General features: G+C 33.4%; 11 protein-coding genes. All 11 read left to right on the forward strand.

Annotated features, from left to right (window positions below; translation table 11 throughout):
• Positions 1-726 precede the first annotated feature (726 nt).
• Positions 727-1,539: an acetyltransferase gene (locus Q0W26_RS05340; protein WP_298523203.1), complete on the forward strand. Its 813-nt coding sequence runs from the start codon at positions 727-729 to the stop codon at positions 1,537-1,539.
• Between the two features lie 90 nt (positions 1,540-1,629).
• A complete protein-coding gene (locus Q0W26_RS05345; RefSeq protein WP_298523204.1) occupies positions 1,630-3,957 on the forward strand; it encodes a right-handed parallel beta-helix repeat-containing protein in 2,328 nt (775 codons plus the stop codon).
• 229 nt (positions 3,958-4,186) lie between these two features.
• On the forward strand, positions 4,187-9,880 hold the full coding sequence (locus tag Q0W26_RS05350; RefSeq protein WP_298523206.1) for a right-handed parallel beta-helix repeat-containing protein: 5,694 nt from the start codon (positions 4,187-4,189) through the stop codon (positions 9,878-9,880).
• Between the two features lie 118 nt (positions 9,881-9,998).
• A complete protein-coding gene (locus tag Q0W26_RS05355; protein WP_298523208.1) occupies positions 9,999-11,594 on the forward strand; it encodes an NAD(P)/FAD-dependent oxidoreductase in 1,596 nt (531 codons plus the stop codon).
• Between the two features lie 8 nt (positions 11,595-11,602).
• Positions 11,603-12,037 carry a GtrA family protein gene (locus tag Q0W26_RS05360; RefSeq protein ID WP_298523210.1) on the forward strand — a complete coding sequence of 145 codons (435 nt, stop codon included), beginning with the start codon at positions 11,603-11,605 and terminating at the stop codon, positions 12,035-12,037.
• 239 nt (positions 12,038-12,276) lie between these two features.
• Entirely contained in the window at positions 12,277-13,671 is a 1,395-nt protein-coding gene (locus tag Q0W26_RS05365) for a DUF2142 domain-containing protein (protein ID WP_298523212.1), read from the forward strand.
• Between the two features lie 12 nt (positions 13,672-13,683).
• Positions 13,684-16,389, forward strand: coding sequence for a CDP-glycerol glycerophosphotransferase family protein (locus tag Q0W26_RS05370; protein WP_298523215.1), 2,706 nt, complete (start codon positions 13,684-13,686; stop codon positions 16,387-16,389).
• A 15-nt stretch (positions 16,390-16,404) separates the two neighbouring features.
• Entirely contained in the window at positions 16,405-17,409 is a 1,005-nt protein-coding gene (locus Q0W26_RS05375; RefSeq protein WP_298523217.1) for an FkbM family methyltransferase, read from the forward strand.
• A gap of 14 nt (positions 17,410-17,423) precedes the next feature.
• Positions 17,424-18,671, forward strand: coding sequence for an FkbM family methyltransferase (locus Q0W26_RS05380; protein ID WP_298523219.1), 1,248 nt, complete (start codon positions 17,424-17,426; stop codon positions 18,669-18,671).
• A gap of 12 nt (positions 18,672-18,683) precedes the next feature.
• Positions 18,684-20,015, forward strand: a complete 1,332-nt coding sequence (locus Q0W26_RS05385; protein WP_298523221.1) for a glycosyltransferase family 2 protein — start codon at positions 18,684-18,686, stop codon at positions 20,013-20,015.
• Positions 20,016-20,024: 9 nt separating this feature from the next.
• Positions 20,025-20,615, forward strand: a complete 591-nt coding sequence (locus Q0W26_RS05390; protein WP_298523224.1) for a class I SAM-dependent methyltransferase — start codon at positions 20,025-20,027, stop codon at positions 20,613-20,615.
• The last annotated feature ends 83 nt before the right edge of the window (positions 20,616-20,698 follow it).

Below are 20,698 nucleotides of genomic sequence, written 5' to 3' on the forward strand. Positions count from 1 at the left end.
CTTTCCATTTGAGTTTTAAAAAGGAGGTTCATTATTTTAAAATTATGTCTTTGAAGTTGAATGGATAAAAATGAATGAAAAATGGAAATATTATACACACAATTATGTGCAATTCCCAATAGTATTGTAACCAATGCAATTTACGATACCAAAGATGAAAAAACTGTTGAAAAATTTTTAAAAGAATAAACGGCAAATTAAAATAAAAAATCAATCACTACATTATTTAGATAGCAAAAACATCAATTTGTATTTTTCTTGTTAAATTTTAAATAAACAATGAAAAATTTGAATAATGCCCCCAACAATAAAAATGATAAAAGAGTTATTTGATTTAGATAATATAATGAGTCGAAAAAGAATTATAATCTTTAATTTTTCGTAAAGAAGAATTTTATCCGGCAATAAATGAAATAATTAGAAAATCAATTTCATCTATATAAAATCTCCATTCATAACTAAAAGACAAACGAATTAAAAAAAAACAAGTAACAAAATTGAAAATACATTCCAAAAACAATAACAAAATCTAGAAAAATCATTTAAAACCAAAAAAATAAGTTTAAAAAGGAATATAGAGTAGAGGCCTCATTTGTAACTACAATCGAAAAAAGGATTTTAAAAAACAACAACGATTTTGAAAGATTCAGAAACACTTAATAAAATAAAATTTAAATAATAACGAATACATATAAAATCCATAAATTAAAAAATATAAGTGATAAAATGGAATCTATTAAATCACCAAATGATATAAAAAAACTAAATAAAAACGAAATAATTGGAAATCCCCAAATAGTCAACTCATCAATTAATTTTCATGGCGAAAACAACATATTATACTGTGAAGGAAATGTTAAATTATCTGGAGCCCAAATTCATTTTAAAGGAGATAATTCATTAATTTATTTATCTTCTTCAATGAACAACCAGTATCCCCTAGATTTATATGTTTATAACAGATGTACAGTTTTTTTTGGACGCGATAATTACATGAGTTATCCAATTCACATTAATGTTCAGGAAAATCAAAATGTCTTTGTTGGAAGTGATTGCAGCATTGGGAGTGGTGTTAACATTAGAACATCTGATGCCCATCCAATGTATAGTGCTAAAACTAAACAAAGAGTAAATTTTCCTAAAAGTGTTTATATCGGAGATCATGTATGGGTTGGACACTTAGCATATATTTCTAAAGGCGCACACTTAGGTTCCGGATCTATTGTAGATAACTATGCATTTGTTCCATCTAATGCAAGAGTTTCATCCAACACTTTAAACATTGGAAATCCCATACAAATTAATCAGAAAGATGTTTTCTTTACTAAAGAATTTATAAGCAAATACACTGCAGATGATACATTAAATTCCAAAGATTATAAAAGCAACATCTATGAATATGAATTTGTTAACAAAGAAACCCTTGACATCAATCGAATTGATAACATTATTAAAGGTTTAAGTATTGATGATAGACTTGATTTTATACAAAAATTATTTGTTAGAAATAAACGTAAAAACAGATTTTTTATCAAATAATTCTTTTTTCTTTTTTCTTAATTTTACTTACAGTTATATATAGTATTTTTAACATAATAAAAATTATTAAAAATATTTTAGGTGTAAAAAATGAAGTTAAATATTAAATTTATTTCATTATTATTAGTTTTCTGTTTGATTTCTATTTCTGCAGTTGCGGGTGCAGATGATAATCAAACGATTAATGATATTGAAATCCTAACAGAATCTGACCAAACTACGGATTCCTTAAACTTTGTAGATTTAAACAGTAAAATCACTTCCACTGAAGAAGGAAGTTCCGTTAGTTTAGATTCAGATTATACATACAATGATGATTTTAATGTATATGGAGTGAAAATTGATAAAAGCATAACCGTTGATGGATGCGGACATAAAATAGATGCTAAAGAAAGTGTAAGGGTCTTTCAAATTTATGCGGATAATGTTGTATTAAAAAATATCAATTTTGTTAACGGATTTTTCTCAACTACCGGAGGTGCAATTAGATGCGATGCCAATAATCTTGTAATTGAGAATTGTACTTTTGTAAACAACCACGTAGACACTGCAAATGGTGGTGCAATTTACATTCATGGCTCAAACTCAAAAATTACCAACTCCCAATTCACAGACAACTTCGCAGACAATGGTAGCGGAGGGGCAATACGTGTTGATGGAAGTGGAACCCTAATTGAAAATAACATTTTCAAAAACAATAAGGCAAACTCCAAAAACAACAAGCAAGTTGGTGGAGGCGCAGTCTGTTTGAACGGCACCGGTGCAAACACCATCAAGAATAACCAATTTTTAAACAATTATGCTGGCCGTGACGGTGGAGCAATTGATTTGGAGCTTGGAATCGGAAATATTGTAGAGAAAAACACATTCACAGATAACTCCGCTCAAATCGGTGGTGCAATCAGCGGTTATGGAGGAGAATTCCACTTTATAGCCAACACATTTACTAAAAACAAGGCAACCGTTGGGGGAGCAGTGAGACTGAACAGTACATTATCCTCAAAAGCATATGAAATTAGCCAAAATACGTTCACCGATAACCAGGCAAACCAAATGGGCGGAGCATTATATCTTGTTGGAAATAATCCTAAAGTAACCAATAATAAGTTCAGTTCAAATATTGCTTCAACTGGCAGTGGTGGTGCTTTAAACATCCACAAAAGTAATAATGCATACGTTGCAGGTAATGATTTTAAAAACAACAAAGCAAACAAGGAAAATGGTGGAGCAATTTGCGTTTCAGGAAGCAACGCAAAAATAGCTTCAAACAATTTCACCAAATCATATTCCGGCAAAGTTGGAGGTGCAATATATGTTGATGGTGCTTCCGCTACAATCGACAGCAATAACTTTGTTGAAAACCAGGCTGGAGACTCTTCAGGTGCCTTAAGATTAAACAGTAAATCCGCAAAAGTAACAAACAACAACTTCAACAAAAACACAGCAGGAGCAAGCGGAGGAGCATCATACATTACAGGAAATGGAGTTACTGTTTCAAACAATGAATTTACATCAAACAAAGCTGGCAAAAACCAGGTTGCAGCCGCTTTAAGAATTGATGGAGACACTGCAACAATATCTTCAAACAATTTCAATGATCACTCCGCAGCAAATGGTGCTTCAATTTATTTATCCGGTAAAAGCCCAACAATTACAGGAAACACAATCAAAAATTCCATAGCTTCAAGCAGTGGAGGAGCAATCTTTTTAGATGGTGCGAACTCAGCAGTCATCTCTAAAAACACCTTTGAGAAAAACAGTGCTGAGTCATCTGGTGCAATACATCTTAGAAACTCCAATTCAGCAACTGTTTCAAACAACAAATTCACATCCAATAAAGCAAGCAAAAATGGAGGATGCATGTTTATCATGTGTGAAAAAACCACAGTTTCAGGAAATACATTCACTTCCAACAATGCTGATGTCGGAGGCGCCCTAAGAGTGGATGGAACCGGAGTTAGCGTGACCAGCAATACTTTTTCCAAAAATACAGGAAAGTTAGGTTCAACCATTTATATTGGAGGTAAAAACAACAAGTTCACTAAAAACACTGTTGATACTGCTCAAAGCACTGCTTTGAAAAATTATGGAACCTCTACAACAATCAGTGGAAATACATTTGGCAAAAAGGTTAGCAAATTAACTCCAAAATTGACTGCACCAAACAAATCATACAAAGTTAAAGCAACCAAAAAATTAACTGCTACTTTAAAATCAAATGCAAATAAAGTTCTTAAAAGCAAAAAAATCACTTTCAAAGTGAACGGCAAAACATACTCTGCAAAAACCAATACCAAAGGAATAGCAACAGTTACAGTAAAAATAACAAAAAAAGGAACATATAAAGTAACAGTCAAATATGCTGGAGACAATACCTACAAATCCATCACAAAAACAATAAAATTAACAGTTAAGTAGATTCCAAATCTACTTTTCTTTTCTTATTTTAAATACCTGTTTAATTAATTAAACAATGAATTTTCCATAGTTTAATTCCCATGGACAATTACAATTAATAATGCTCTTTTTATGTAAACTACTAGGTTCTAATAACAATATTATTTCTATTTTCCAAAAATCAAATAAATATGATTATATGCCATTAAAACATAAAATTAATCATAAAATCTATTTTGGGGAAAAATTTATGAAATTAAATATAAAGTTTGTTTCATTATTATTGATTTTATTTTTAATTTCAATGGCGGTTGTCTCAGCAAATGAAGACAACAACCAGACGCTAAAAATTGATGATAATGAAATATTAAGTGAAGATATAGCTACAGATACTATTCTTGAAGTAGATGATAATGATTTGACATTTACTGATTTAAATAGGAAAATCAGCGTAGCCGAAGAAGGAGACACCGTTACGTTAGATTCCAATTATTACCGTGACGACAACTTTAACATTTACGGAGTATACATTACTAAGACATTAACAATAGATGGAAAGGGAATGACCCTTGACGGTAGAAATTCAGGAAGAATATTCCAGATTACAGCAGACAACGTCGTTTTGAAAAATCTTGTTTTTACAAATGGATACCACAACACCACTGGCGGAGCCGTGATGTGTAACGGATCCAATTTACATGTTGAAAACTGCATATTTATAAACAATACCTGTGAATTCTTCCACGGAGGCGCATTGTGTATCTACAACAATGGAAGCAGTATTATTAACTCCCAATTTATAAATAACTACGTTGGAGGTAGTGGGGGAGCAATCCGTGTAAACGGAAGTGGAACTTTAGTTGAAAACAACCTTTTTGAAAGCAATGAATGTGCATATGTAGGGGGCAGAGAAGATTCCGGTGGAGGAGCCGTATGTCTTTTGGGCGATAAAGGAAATATTGTGAGATACAACAGATTTATCAACAATAAGGCAGGACGTGACGGTGGAGCACTGGATTTGGAGCTAGGATTGAACAACCTTGTTGAGAACAATACCTTTGAAAACAATCATGCAGACATTGGTGGGGCGATAGGTATCTATGCCGGAGAATTTATTTTCAAAGACAACATCTTTTACAACAATTCCGCCAACATTGGTGGAGCGATAAGGGTCGCAAGTCCTGAAAATATAAACTACGGAAAAATGATTAACAACACATTTACCGAAAACCATGCAAGTGAAACCGCTGGAGCATTATATATTGTAGGTGAAGGAGTTAATCTCACTCAAAACAAATTTACGAATAATTCAGCATCCCTTTTAGGAGGAGGAACAATTAACCTGCACAACAGTAACCATTCATACATTTCAAAAAATGTAATTACAAACAGTAGAACCGCAGAATCAGGCGGTGCGATTGTAATCAGTGGTACTGACTCCAAAATTATTTTAAATAACATCACCAACTGTGTTGCAGGCGCCAGTGGTGGAGGAATTTATGTTCTGGGAGACAACGTTTATGTTGAAGGAAATATATTTGAAAACAACTTTGCAACCAACTCTTCCGGAGGATTGCAGCTGAACGGCAGTGACAATTCCATTGTTCTCAACAATAGATTTATTCAAAATATTGCCGATAACAGTGCAGGAGCAAGTTATTTGATTGGAAACAACATTACAGTGACAAATAACATTTTTGCAAGCAACAAGGCAAGAAATGAATCTGTTGCAGGTGCATTAAGAATTGATGGACATCAAATTGAGATAACTGAAAACGATTTCAATGATCATGCCGCAGACATTGGTGGCAGTGTCTATGTAAACGGTGAAGATGTCAAAATAATCTCAAATAACATCAAAAATTCAATTGCAACATCCGTAGGTGGTGGAATTTATCTTATTAGCAACAATACTTTAATTAAAGACAATTGTTTTGAAAACAACATTGCAGGAGAATCTTCAGGAGCAATACAAATCAATGCTAACAAAGTCAACATGACAAACAACCAATTCACACAAAATACCGCTGGAACAAGTGCAGGCGCAACATTCATCATTGGAAACAACATCAATGTCGAAAACAACAAGTTTAACTCAAACAAAGCTGGCCAAAACGATGTTGCCGGAGCATTAAGAATTGAAGGGGACTATGCTACAATCACAAATAACAATTTCGATAAGCATACCGCATTCATTGGTGGATCTATTTATGCAAACGGAAACAACAATAAGTTAATAAAAAACACCATTAAAAACTCCATTTCAACCAGTAGTGGAGGCGGAGCATACATTACCGGTCAAAGTATCACCGCTGAAGATAACCACTTTGAAAACAACATTGCAGGAGAATCTTCAGGAGCAATACAAATTAATGCAAATGACGTGAAACTGATAAACAACAAATTTATAAACAATAATGCAACAAAAAGCTCAGGAGCAACCTATATTGATGGGGATAATGCAGTCATTAAAGACAATACATTTACTTCAAACAATGCAGGAGTTTTGGAAGTGGCCGGTGCATTGAGACTCGAAGGTAAATCAGGCACAATAACCAACAATAATTTCGAAAGCAACACTGCAGACATTGGAGGATCCATTTATTTGAATGGAACACAAAATACAGTTACTTTAAATAACTTCAAAAACTGTTATGCCAATACCAGTGGCGGAGGAATATACATCTTAGGAACATACAATACTGTTAAAAACAATAACTTCACCAACAACAATGCAAATGCTTCTTCAGCAGCATTGCAAATTAATGGAAGTAGCAATGAAGTAATGAACAATAAATTCACACAGAACATCGCTCAGAACAACAGTGGTGCGATATTTGTCTTTGGTGACTCAAATAATTTACATGACAATGAATTTGCCTCCAATGAGGCAAACACTGCAGGAGCCATAAGGATTGAAGGAAATACAAATATTATAAATAAAAATAATTTTAAAAACAATCAGGCAATCATTGCAGGTGCAATATTTGTCAACGGTACCTCAAATTCTGTTATCAAAAACAGCATTGAAAAATCAACTGCATCCTCAAGTGGAGGTGGAATATACCTTCTTGGAGACAAAAACAAGATTGAAGAAAACAAATTCATTGAAAATAGTGCTGGAACCTCTTCCGGTGCGGTGCAAATCAATGGTAAAAGCAATGTGATTACAAAAAATGAATTTAACAAAAATACTGCTGCCACAACTGCTGGTGTAAGCTACATTTTCGGAGATTCAAACACAGTTTCATACAATACATTCAAATCCAACAAAGCAGGAGCAAACGATGTTGCAGGTGCTGTGAGGATTGATGGAAATTCAAATACTATTACAGACAATGACTTTGATGACCACACAGCAAACATGGGAGGAACAATATATGCAAACGGAAACCAAAACAAAATAACAAACAACAACATAACCAAATCCACCGCAACAACAAGCGGAGGAGCAGCATACATAACTGGAAACCAATTAACAATAACAAACAACAAAATAACCAACAACAACGCAGGAACATCCTCAGGAGCGCTCCAAATCAAGTCTTCCAATTCAGATATTTCAAACAATCAATTCATACAAAACACCGCAGGAACAACTGGTGGTGCAGTATATCTTACAGGAGATTCCAATACTGTTTCATCCAACAGCTTCAAATCCAATAAAGTTGGTGCAAGCGAAGTTGCAGGCGCTATGAGAATTGACGGTAAATCAAACACAATTACACGCAACAACTTTGATGACCACTCCGCAAACATGGGAGGAACAATATATGCAAACGGAAACCAAAACAAAATAACAAACAACAACATAACCAAATCCACCGCAACAACAAGCGGAGGAGCAGCATACATAACAGGAGACCAATTAACAATAACAAACAACAAAATAACCAACAGCAACGCAGGAACCTCCTCAGGAGCACTGCAAATAAAAACATCCAATTCACAAATATCAGACAATCAATTTGTTTCAAATACAGCAGGAACAAGTGCTGGTGCAGTCTACATTACAGGAGATTCCAATACCATATCACAAAACACATTCAAATCCAACAAAGCAGGAGCAAACGATGTTGCAGGAGCATTAAGAGTTGATGGTAAAACAAACACTATTTCAGGCAATACTTTTGAAAACCACACTGCAAACATGGGAGGAACAATATATGCAAACGGAGATGGGAATAAAATAATGAACAATGACATTTCCAAATCCAGCGCAACTGCAAGTAGTGGTGGTGCAGCATACATTACAGGTGACGGACTCACCATTACAGGCAATAAAATCACATCCTCAAATGCAAAAACCTCTTCCGGAGCACTCCAAATAAAAACATCAAACTCACAAATATCAAACAACCAATTCACACAAAACACCGCAGGAACCACAGCAGGCGCAACATACATCATTGGAGATGGCAATACATTAGAGTCCAACACTTTTGATTCAAATACCGCTAGCGATACTGCATTTGCAGGTGCCGTCAGGATTGAAGGAAATGGTGCTACTCTTAAAAATAACAAATTCTCTAAAAACATCGCCAAATGGGGATCTGGAGTTTATATAAAAGGTGAAACTTTCACTTTGGATGGAAATAACTTCACTGATAATGTTGCAAGTTCAGATGGTGGAGCTGCTTATCTAGACGGAAATGGATTAACAATAAACAACAATTACTTTAAAGGCAATAAGGCCACAGCCACATCCGGAGCGCTCCGCTTAAACAGTGCTGGTTCAAAAATTACAAACAACAAATTCATCCAGAACACCGCTTCAAAAAGTGGCGGAGGAATTTATCTTACAGGAGATGGAAACTCATTTGAAGGCAATTTATTTGATTCAAACACTGCAAATAAGGATTCCGATGTAGGAGGCGCTTTAAGAATTGAAGGTGCCAATACAGGAATTACCAAAAATCAGTTCAAATCAAATATTGCAAAATGGGGTGCTGCAGTTTATATCAAAGGTGACGGCGCAACAATAGCTTCAAATGAATTTAATGATAATGTTGCAAGCGCTGATTCCGGAGCAGTTTACATCACCGGAGACAAATCAACAATATCTAAAAATAAATTCATGAGAAATACTGCAGTAAATGGTGGAGCAATAAGACTGACAGGTAATAGTCATAGTGTATCGGACAACAACTTTACTTCAAATGTGGGTAATGTTGGCGGAGCAATAAGAATTGGAGGAAATACAAATAACGTTATAAGCAATTACTTTGACACAAACACCGCATCAATGGGTACTGCAATCTATTTAGATGGTAATAATAACAAATTCAATAAGAATACAGTTATTAACAGTACTGAAAAAGATGCAGTTAGAGCCTATGGTACATATGACATAACAGGCAACACATATATTATGCCACATGTAGCAATTGCAACTACAATAACCGCTCCAAGCTTAACTATGAACTACAATACCGGCAAATATTTAACAATTACCCTAAAAGATGCAAATAATAAAGCATTGGACAATACCCAAATCAGTATTAACATTAATAATCAAGTTATTTATAAAAATACTGATGCCAACGGACAAGTTAAATATGTAATTACATTGACTCCGGCAACATACACTGCAACAGTTGCATTTGCAGGCAATGATAACTATTTAAAATCATCTGCAACTACCAAAGTGACTGTTAAAAAAGTATCTCCAAAATTAACAGCTCCAAATAAAACCTATAAAGTTAAAGCGACTAAAAAATTAACCGCTACTTTAAAGGATAACAAAAATAAAGTTCTTAAAAGCAAAAAAATTACCTTCAAAGTAAACGGTAAAACATACTCCGCAAAAACCAATGCCAAAGGAGTGGCAACCGTTAAAGTGAAAGTAACTAAAAAAGGAACTTATAAAACTACTGTTAAATATGCTGGAGATAAATGCTTTAATGCAATAAAAAAAACAATAAAATTAATTGTTAAAAAGTAGATTAACCCATCTACTTTACTTTTTTATTTTAAATCACCAAAAAACAACAATTTAAATATTAATAATAATAAAGATAACTACTATATTTTACACTTTTTATTTGGAGATTTGATTATTGATGAAAACTTTTGAAAAAACAGCGATAATTATTGGTGCTGGACCAGCAGGTTTAACTGCTGCTTATGAATTGCTTAAAAACACCAATATAAAACCCATTATATTTGAAGCAACTGATAAAATCGGAGGGATTTCACAGACTAATGTTTATAAAGGAAATAGAATTGACATTGGAGGGCACAGATTCTTTTCCAAATCCAAAATCGTTATGGACTGGTGGATGAATATACTTCCAATGCAGCAAAGCCCATCATACGATGATAAAATCCTAAACAAGGCTCTTGATTATTCATTATTAAACAATATTACTGAAGTGGAAATTCTTGATGATTACTCAGAAGGTTTGGATCCTGAAAAAACGGATGAATTATTGCTTATCAGAAATAGGATATCAAGAATTTTATTTTTAAAGAAATTGTTTAATTACCCTGTTACCCTCAATGTTGACACAATACAGAAATTAGGTTTAAAAAGAACCTTTAAGATTGGTATAGATTACCTCAAGACATTAATCAAAAAACTTCCCGAAGACAATCTGGAAAACTTTTACATCAATCGTTTTGGAAAAGAGCTATACAAGACCTTCTTTGAAAAATATACCTACAAGGTTTGGGGTATTGAATGTAAAAACATTGCAGCTGACTGGGGAGCTCAACGGGTTAAAGGATTAAACATTACAAAAACAATAATCCATGCATTGCATGAACTGACCAAAATCAATGAAAAAAATGTTGAAACCAGTTTGATTGAGCAGTTTTTATATCCCAAATTAGGCCCTGGACAAATGTGGGAAACCGTTGCTAAAAAAGTAGTTGAAAATGGTGGAGAACTCTACTTTAACTCAAAAGTAGAAGGAATTGAAATTGAAAATGATCAGATTAAATCCGTTAAAGTCAATGGTGAAATCATTGAAGGAGATTATTTCATCTCTACAATGCCGGTAAGAGATTTGATAGCATGCATTGATTCTGATAAAGTCCCTGAAGATACCAACAGAATAGCTCAAGGATTGGTTTATAGGGATTTCATTACTGTGGGAATATTACTAAACAGCATCAATCTAAAAAATGAAACTGAAACCCCAACTATTAATGACATATTGCCCGACACATGGATTTATATTCAAGAAGAAGACGTGAAACTAGGTAGAGTTCAAATATTCAATAATTGGAGCCCATACCTTGTTGAAGACCATGATAAAGTATGGTTAGGTTTGGAATACTTCTGTAATGAAGGCGATGAACTTTGGAGCAAGTCAGATGAAGAAATGTCCAAATTTGCAATAGATGAACTAGACCAAATTAACTTTGCATCCAAAAGAGATGTTGTTGACTCCGTTGTGATAAGAATTCCAAAAGCATATCCTGCTTATTTCGGCACGTATGATGAATTTGACAAAGTCAAAGAGTATGTTGATACTTTTGATAACCTATATCTGATTGGAAGAAATGGAATGCACAGATACAACAATATGGATCATTCAATGTTAAGTGCAATGGAAGCAGTTAACAATATCATCGCAGGAAGAAGTGACAACTCCAATATCTGGGCAGTTAACTCTGAAAAAGAATATCATGAAAGTGTTGAGAACAAATAAGATAAGGTGTGAGCTTGCAAGGCAAAATAAATAAATTATTTAAAGAAGGTACAGACAATATTTTCTTACAGTTCTTTAGATATCTTTTTGTGGGAGGATTTGCCTTTTTAGTGGATTTCTTTCTGTTGTACTTCTTTAGCGATGTTTGTGGAATCTACTATCTAATCTCAGCAATATTGTCTTTTGTAATCTCACTTATTGTGAACTACATTTTAAGTACCCATTGGGTGTTTAACAAATCCCAAATTGATAACCGTTTTGTAGAATTTAATATTTTTGCATTAATAGGTATTGTGGGACTTATTTTTACAGAATTATTCTTATATCTCTTTACCGACATAATCGGACTTTATTATCTGATTTCCAAGATAATTACCACTGCAATTGTGATGTTTTGGAATTTCCTTGCAAGACGATATATGTTTTATGGAAAAAATTTTTAATCATATTCATTATAAATAACTACATAAAATCCTAAAAAGGTGATTAATTAAATAAATAATATTTGGTGTTAAAATTGAATGAAAAAATGTCTTTTGATTTTGGAAGTGGAATAACTGAATTTAAAGATAATTTAATTAAATCCAAGAAATATTGGATTATTTATTTAATCTTTATTTTAATTACTTCCTTGTCAATGTTTACTTTGAATAATTATATTTTCCCAACTAAAGAAATTGTTATGATTGTGTTAGTTGCAATATTCGGTATTTTTGCAATTACATTTTATTCATATCATAATACGAATAAAGAACTGTATAAAACAGCATTCGTCATAATAATACTATTTGGACTTTTGTGCTGTTTTTTAAATCCAATTTGTAATGTTTCAGATGAAACTGAGCATTTGGCAAGAGCGGATATCACATCACAGGGAGTTATATTCCCAGAGTATAAAGGTGATGGCTTTGATGTTTCATCAAGCATACAATTTTTCGAAAAAAATAGAACAAAAACTGCATTTCAAATTGATGGAAATATAAACTATGATGGCACTCCAATCAGATATCACTCCGCATTTCAACAAAATCCATTCTATGGTTATGTTGCCCCTGCAATTGGTTTGGCAGTAGCTAAATTATTAGAATTGAATGTTTTGGTTGCAATGTGGCTTGGAAGGCTTCTGAATTTATTGTTATATGCAGGGTTGGTTACATATGCCGTTAAAAAGACCCCTATCCTTAAGGTTCCATTTATTGTGATTGCATGTATTCCAGTAGCAATACAGCAGGCTGCATCGTTCAGTATTGACTCGCTATTTATAGGACTCGGAATTCTGATTATAGCATATTTCTTCTATATGATTAAAGCAGAAGCGAAATCATTGGAAAACAAGGATATTATCATATTCTCAATTCTTTGTTTGTTGATGGGACTGTGCAAATTGCCATTCCTGGCTTTAGTGCTTCTGGTATTCTGCGTGCCTAGTGAAAAATTCAAAGCATATAACTCAAACCTATTCAAGTTTATAGGATTGATTATAGTGGGAATTGTTGGTTTGCTGTACTCCACCTATGCCATGCCGAATTACATGCATTCCGGCTGGAGAATAGCTTTTGCTGCTAAAAATCATTTCAATTCAACTGCACAACTAAGTTATATGACCTCACATCCTGCAGAATCCGCCGTTGCGATATTCCATTCAATAAGTAGCCTGGATGTAGGTCCGGTACTTACAGCAATGACCAATCTGTATTCAACAGTGCCTGGTGCAGCTACAATGTACAGATTAGGTTTTGTTTCAGCGATATTTCCTATGTTTATTGGTGCGGTCTGGTTCTTCTATCCTCTTACCGAAAGATTTGACATCAAACAAAGAATCGGCGCATTGATTGTTGTGGCAATTACCTATTTCGGAACATGCATCTCACAGATTATTACATGGGCTCCTGTTGGTGACTTATATACCGTTGCAGTCCATACAAGATATGTATTGCCATTATTCATATTGGTTCCTTTCATATTCGGAATGAACCATGTGAAAGAGAAAAATGAAGAGCTCGATTCATACATCATTTGTTTAACATGTGCATTCCTTGCGGCATTTTTAGTGCAGATTATAGCAAGATATTACTAAAGAGGGATTAACTTGGATAAAAGAAAAACGGAATTTGATAAAGAATTTTCAGTAGTCATGGCTTGCTATAACTGCGAAGAATACCTTGATGAGACTATTGAATCTTTATTAAATCAAAGTTTTTCTTTCAAAGATCATATCCAGCTCATTTTGGTTGATGATGGAAGTGAAGACGATACTGCCCTGATTTGTCAGAAATATGTTGAGGAATATCCTGAAAATATACTCTACATATATCAAGAAAACCAACGCCAGGGAGCTGCACGCAATAACGGTTTGCAGTATGCAACCGGAAAATACGTGAATTTCCTAGACAGTGACGACAAATTTAGAGCCGACACCTTTGAAAACGTATTTAACTTTTTTGAAAAACATTACGAGGAAGTGGATTTGGTTTCTGTTGCAGTAGACTTTTTTGACCGCCAGCACGGCCCCCACCCATTGAATTACAAATATAAAAAGACAAGAGTAGTCAATCTCAAGACAAATCCAAAGCATCCTCAATTATTTGTCAATTCAGCATTCTTTAAAAGAGAACTGTTCGATGAAATCAAATTTGTAACCGACCTTGTCAACTCAGAAGACGCATTACTGATTAATAAAATCCTTATTGAGAAACAAGCATACGGTGTTGTTCGGGAGGGAATGTACTGGTATCGTAGAAGAGCCAATGAAACCTCAACAATGGATTCAGCATCACTTAAAAAAGATTTCTACCTGGACAGGCTAAAAAGATACTTTAAGGGATTGATTGACCATTACATGGAAAATATCGGTTATGTGCCAAAATTCATCCAATATCTGATTGTCTATGACATTCAATGGATGCTGAAAGTTGAAGACGTGAGTGAAATTCTCACATCGGTTGAACTTGCACAGGTTTATTATGCAATTAAAGATGTCTTAAGTTATGTTGGTGATGACATCATACGTTCACTCGTCAACGACAATTATAACGTTAGAAACCATATGCTGGCGCTGAAACACAGTAGAGTCGTGGTTCTTCCGGAATATTCCATAAACTGTGTTGACATCCATTCCAATTACAACGGAAAATTTGCAGGAGTCTATTCAGGAGACGTTTTAATCGATAGGCTGCATGTCCATAAGATTTGGTTAAACATTTCAGAAATCAGACGAGACAAATTATTTATTTCAGGATTTCTAATGTCCTACTTTTCAAAAAAAGACATTAAAATTGAATTGGTTAAAACAAATACAAAAACAAACGAGGTTAACATCTACACTCCTCATGAAAGCTATTATCCTCACCTCATGAAGAGATTTTTAAATTGTACATTGGAATCAGGATACAGTTTTGATTTTGAAGTTCCACTCAGCGATGGCGAAGAATCGGTTGTTGAAATAAAAACAACATTCATCGGTAAAAATGCTAACGAAAAAACAAACTATAATCTACGAATTGATTTTCAAGACCCTGCAAGACTTTCCGGTTTCAGCAACTATTCAATCAATGGAAATCACTTACTTGAATTCAAGGACAACAAATTCTACATTACCCCCTACAAATATAGTGAAATGGTTAGAAAGGAATCCAAAATATTGGCAAGAATATACAAGGACAAAGGACCTTACTATACCTCAGCATTAGCCATTAGAATGACTTATTTATTGCTGTTCCCGTTTTTTAGAAATAAAAAGATATGGCTGTTCATGGACAGGCAAGAAAGAGCAGACGATAATGCGGAACACCTATACAAATATGCAATCAGACAAAATGATGGAATAAAAAAATATTTCACAGTCAAAAAAGATTCCCCTGATTTCAAGAGGATTAAAAAACTGGGAAATATCGTGGGATTTTACACAATAAAACAAAGACTGATTTATTTGTTTGCAGAAAAAATGATATCCTCACATCCTGATGAGATATTTTTAAACCCATTTATGGGAAGAAACATCAAATATTATTCCGGACTAATCAAATCCGAAAAATACTTTCTCCAGCATGGAGTCACTAAGGACAACGTTTCATATTGGCTGAAAAAATATGATAAAAACATCAGCTTAATCGTGTGCGTTTCTGACTTGGAGCGTGATTCCTTTTTAGATAAAGGATATAATTACCCTGAGAGGATAATCCAAACATTAGGTTTTCCAAGGTTTGACAATCTGGTGGAAGATGACAATGACAAAAATGTTAAACAAATCCTCATAATGCCCTCATGGAGGCGTGACCTACATAACAAAAAGCAAATTCAGATAAAAGACTCAGAATACTTCCAAAAAATAAATTCCTTAATCAACAATGAAGAATTAATAAAAATTGCAAAAGAAAGAGATTATAAAATTATATTCAAGCCACATCCAAAAGTCTTTGATTTTATCGAGATATTTGACAAAAACGATTATGTTGAAATAGATTACAACAGCACATACCAGGAACTGTTTAAAAAATCAGATTTGATGATTACCGATTATTCATCTGTAGCCTTTGACTTTTCCTACATGAAAAAACCTATGATTTACTATCAATATGGTGATGACTACCACTTTGAAGAGGGTTATTTCAAATATAAAACCATGGGATTCGGTGAAGTAATAGCTGATGAGAATGAATTGGTCAAAACAATTGAAGATTATCTTGAAAACGATTGCAAAATGAAAGAGGAATATGCAAAAAGAGTGGATGGATTCTACAAATATGATGACCAAAATAATAGCAAAAGAGTATATGAATGGATATTAAATAATTAGAATGGAGGGGAGATAATGAGTTTCAAAGAGAAGGTTTTGTCAAAGAGCAATTCCTATAACTATTACAAAGAAAAAAACGAAGAGCTGCTCGAAGAGCTGGAATTATATAAAAATGACAAGAACATCAATGAAACTTTCATGAAATTCTATGGTTCTGCAACCAACTTCTGCAACGGATCATACATAGAATACTTCCTAAGAGATGATTTTGAAGATAACCTGAAGGAAGTTACAAAAAATTTAAATCCTCACACTAAAAAAGCATTCAAAAGGTATTTTTTAAGGGCAATGGTTGTTGGCATGCTTAAAAAAGACTCCCTTTTTTATGAAAGCGAGATTAAAGAGCAGGATGAAGCAGATAAATTTAGACAGGATAACTACACCGGCAAGAGCATTGGAAAATACAAATACCACGGAAATCTCAATCTCGCAGCATTCATTGATTTGAATTTAAACGATGACGAACTGGAATTCATAAAGGATAAGGATATTATTGATGCAGGCGCATATACTGGAGATACTTCAATTCCGCTTGCGGAATTTACAAATAAAAACATCTATGCATTTGAACCATTTGAAGAAACTTTCAACTTACTTTGCAAAAATGTTAATGATAACAATATTAAAAACATTATTCCGGTGCAGAAATCACTTGGAAACCTTAATGGAAAACGCACATTATATTTATCCGGAAATAACGCTCAAGGAATAACAAGTGATGAGGAATTAAGAGAATATGATGATAAATCAAATACATTTGTAAGTGAGAACAATCTTGATGTGGGTTTCATTACCATTGATGTTGAAGGAGCGGAACTGGATTTATTAAACGGGGCCATCAACACAATAAAAACCCAAAAACCTATTTTAAAGATAAGCATGTACCATCGAGTGACCGATTATTTTGAAATAATACCCTGGGTTGCTAATTTGGGATTGGGTTATGAATTTAAAATATTTAAAGAAGAGCCAAGATCATTTCTGGCAGATATTGTTGTGCAATGTAAAGTTAAAAAATAATATGGGAGAATATAATGAGTTTTAAAGAATCAATATTAAATAAAAGTAATTCTTATGTGTATTACAAGGAAACTACTGAAAAATCACTGAAAGAAATAGAATTGCTTAACCAAAAAAATGAAGATTTGAAAAACAACAACAGCAAACTAGTAAAGGAAGTCAATTCACTTAAATACTACAAAACAGAAAGCGAAGCCCTGAGCGATGAAAACGATTCTCTTAAAGAGGAAATAAAAAAATTAAACGACAACATTTCATCACTTAAAAAACAGGAAGGGGAGTTAAAAAAACAAAAAGAAACATTGCAAAATCAAAACAACACGCTTAAAAAAGAAAATGATGACCCTAAACTCATATTCAACAAACATTACGGAAAGGCAGTGAGTTTCTGTAATGGGTCATATATAGAATATTTTCTAAGGGATGACTTTACAGACAAGCTCAATGCAGTTACCAAAAACCTAAATGATAGAAATACCCGGATGTATAAATGGTATATCCTAAGAGCCACAGCCACAGCCTTAATGAGAAAGGAAACATTCTATTTTGACGATGAAGTTAAACAACTTGAAGAGTTTCAACGATTCAAAAAGGAAAACATCACAGAGGATGGCGTTTGCGGATTTAAATACACCGGAGAGTTTAATCTTGCAGGATTCATCAATTTGAACTTAAATGACCGTGATTTGGAATTTCTAAAAGACAAAGACATTATTGATGCTGGAGCGTTCACAGGTGACACATCACTTCCGCTATCCAGATACACCAACAGAAAAATTTATGCTTTTGAACCTTTTAAAGAATCATTTGAGACACTAAATAAGAATATTGCAGACAACAACATTGAAAACATCATTGCAATCAACAAATCGTTAGGAAATATCAACGGTGAGAGAACCCTATATCTGTCAGGAGATAACGTTCAGGGAATAACCAGCGACTCCCATATCAGGGCCTATGACAATGAAATTAAGGTTCAGGAAACAACAATAGACACATTTGTAAGCGAAAACAACCTTGATGTAGGATATATTACAATAGATGTTGAAGGAGCAGAACTGGACCTGTTAAACGGTGCAATCAACACAATTAAAACCCAAAGACCAATCTTGGTCATAAGCCTTTATCACAAAGCAAGCGATTTCTATGAGATTATCCCATGGGTTGCTAACTTAGGTCTGGATTATGAATTTGAGATATTCAAAGAAAAACCGGCATCATTCATTGCAGACATTGTTGTTCAATGCAGACCCAAAAGATAGATTGGTGATTATTTGACTAATTATAGGATTTCAGTAATTATCCCCACATTTAATCAGGAACAGGACATACATAAAACATTTGACTCTGTCAAATCCCAGACATTAGGATTTGAAGACATTGAGTTAATATTTGTCGATGACTGTTCAACTGACCGCACACTGGCCCTTATTAAAGAATATGAAATCCAATTTGATAATGTTAAAGTATTTACAACTGAAATAAACAGTGGTTACGCTGGAAAACCCAGAAATATTGGTATTGCAAACTCCAATTCACCATACCTTCTTTTTTTAGACGGAGATGATGAACTGCTTGTCAATTCATGCGAATACCTGTTGAACAAAGCCAATGCAACCAATGCCGACATGGTTATTGCAGGCCAGATTAACGTTTTCAAAAACGGCGTTCACCAGCACAACCCCCCAATATTTGCAGGAGTCGAACAACACTTTACAGACCCAATAAATTCAAATCTAATGACAATGAGACCTGCAATCACTGCAAAACTATTCAAAAAAGATTTAATATATGAAAATAACATCAGATTCCATGAGGACATTCCGGGTCAGGATTTGGTTTTCTTTTTAGAAGCTTTAATTAAATCCAGTAAAGTAATCACATTAAATAACTTCTATGCATATTACAGAAATCTTAATGATTCATCGATTACATTCAATTTAAATGAGAGATATTTCAGAGGATTGATAAATGCATATATATTAGTTTGTGATTTATTTGAAAAAAATAACATACCTATTGAAATTCAAGAAGTTGTCCTTCACAATCACATTAGTTTCTTTACAAGTCAGATAATAAAAGCATCTTCCATTAAGGAAATTGATTTGAAATTAAGTGCAATTTTAAACTCGCAAAAATTTGATGAACTGTCTGCAAAAAATGCATTTTCAAACAATGAAAAATTCGCCACATATTTCCATGAAATGAAAAACGGAAATTACAACAACTCCATTTTAGATAGCATCATCACTGACCTGAACATAGAACATGAAAACATCAATCTCAAATATTTAATTAATGAAATAAAAAACATTAAATTATCTCAAAACAAAATTATTAATGACAATGAATATCTGAAAAAATCTAATTTAGGATTGTATAATAAAAATCTGGAATTGCTTGAAGAATACGAAAAACTATTAACCCAATATTCTAAACTAGATAATGAATATTCAACATTAAATAACGAAAATGATACTTTAAAAAATAAAAATAATAATTTAAAAAATGAATTATCCAATTTAAAGGATGAATACAAAAAAATAGATGATGAATTGACAGAAATCAAATCAACAAAACTTTGGAAATTAAAAAACAGATTATGAGGTGACAAATTGCATCCTTCTTCTTATTTAAAAATGGAATATTTTAAAAACGCTTATTTAAATCCTGATAAGGAATTGAAAATATTGGATATCGGATCTTTTGATAAAAGTGGAAAATACAACTATGGTCTGCTAATGCAAGAAGAAAAATGGACTTATCATGGACTTGATTTGTCTGAAGGAAACAACGTGGACATTGTTGTTAAAGATCCCTACAATTGGAGGGAAATTGAAGATGAATCCTATGATGTAATCATCTCAGGCCAAGCATTTGAGCATATAGAATATTTCTGGCTGACCATGGAGCAGATTAAAAGAGTTTTAAAAAAGGATGGAATAATCTGCATCATCGCTCCAAGTTCAGGACCTGTTCACAAAAATCCATACGACTGCTATAGATTTAACGAAAATGGTATGAAAAGTCTGGCAAAATATGTTGATTTAAAAGTAATTGAGGCTGGAACCAATACTGACATTTCCTCAAAACCATGGTTTGACAGTTATCTGATTGCCAAAAAACCGGTTGATTTATCATTTGAACATCGCTTAGATTCCCTTGAGGAAAAACTGGATAAAATCCTTGAAACATTAGACAAATAAAAATTTTAGAGAGTTTGTTATTAACACCAAATGATAACAACTCCATTACTAATTTTTCACACAAATCAATCTGTCAAAAGTAA

It is taken from the genome of uncultured Methanobrevibacter sp. (assembly GCF_947169325.1).
Lineage (GTDB): Archaea > Methanobacteriota > Methanobacteria > Methanobacteriales > Methanobacteriaceae > Methanocatella.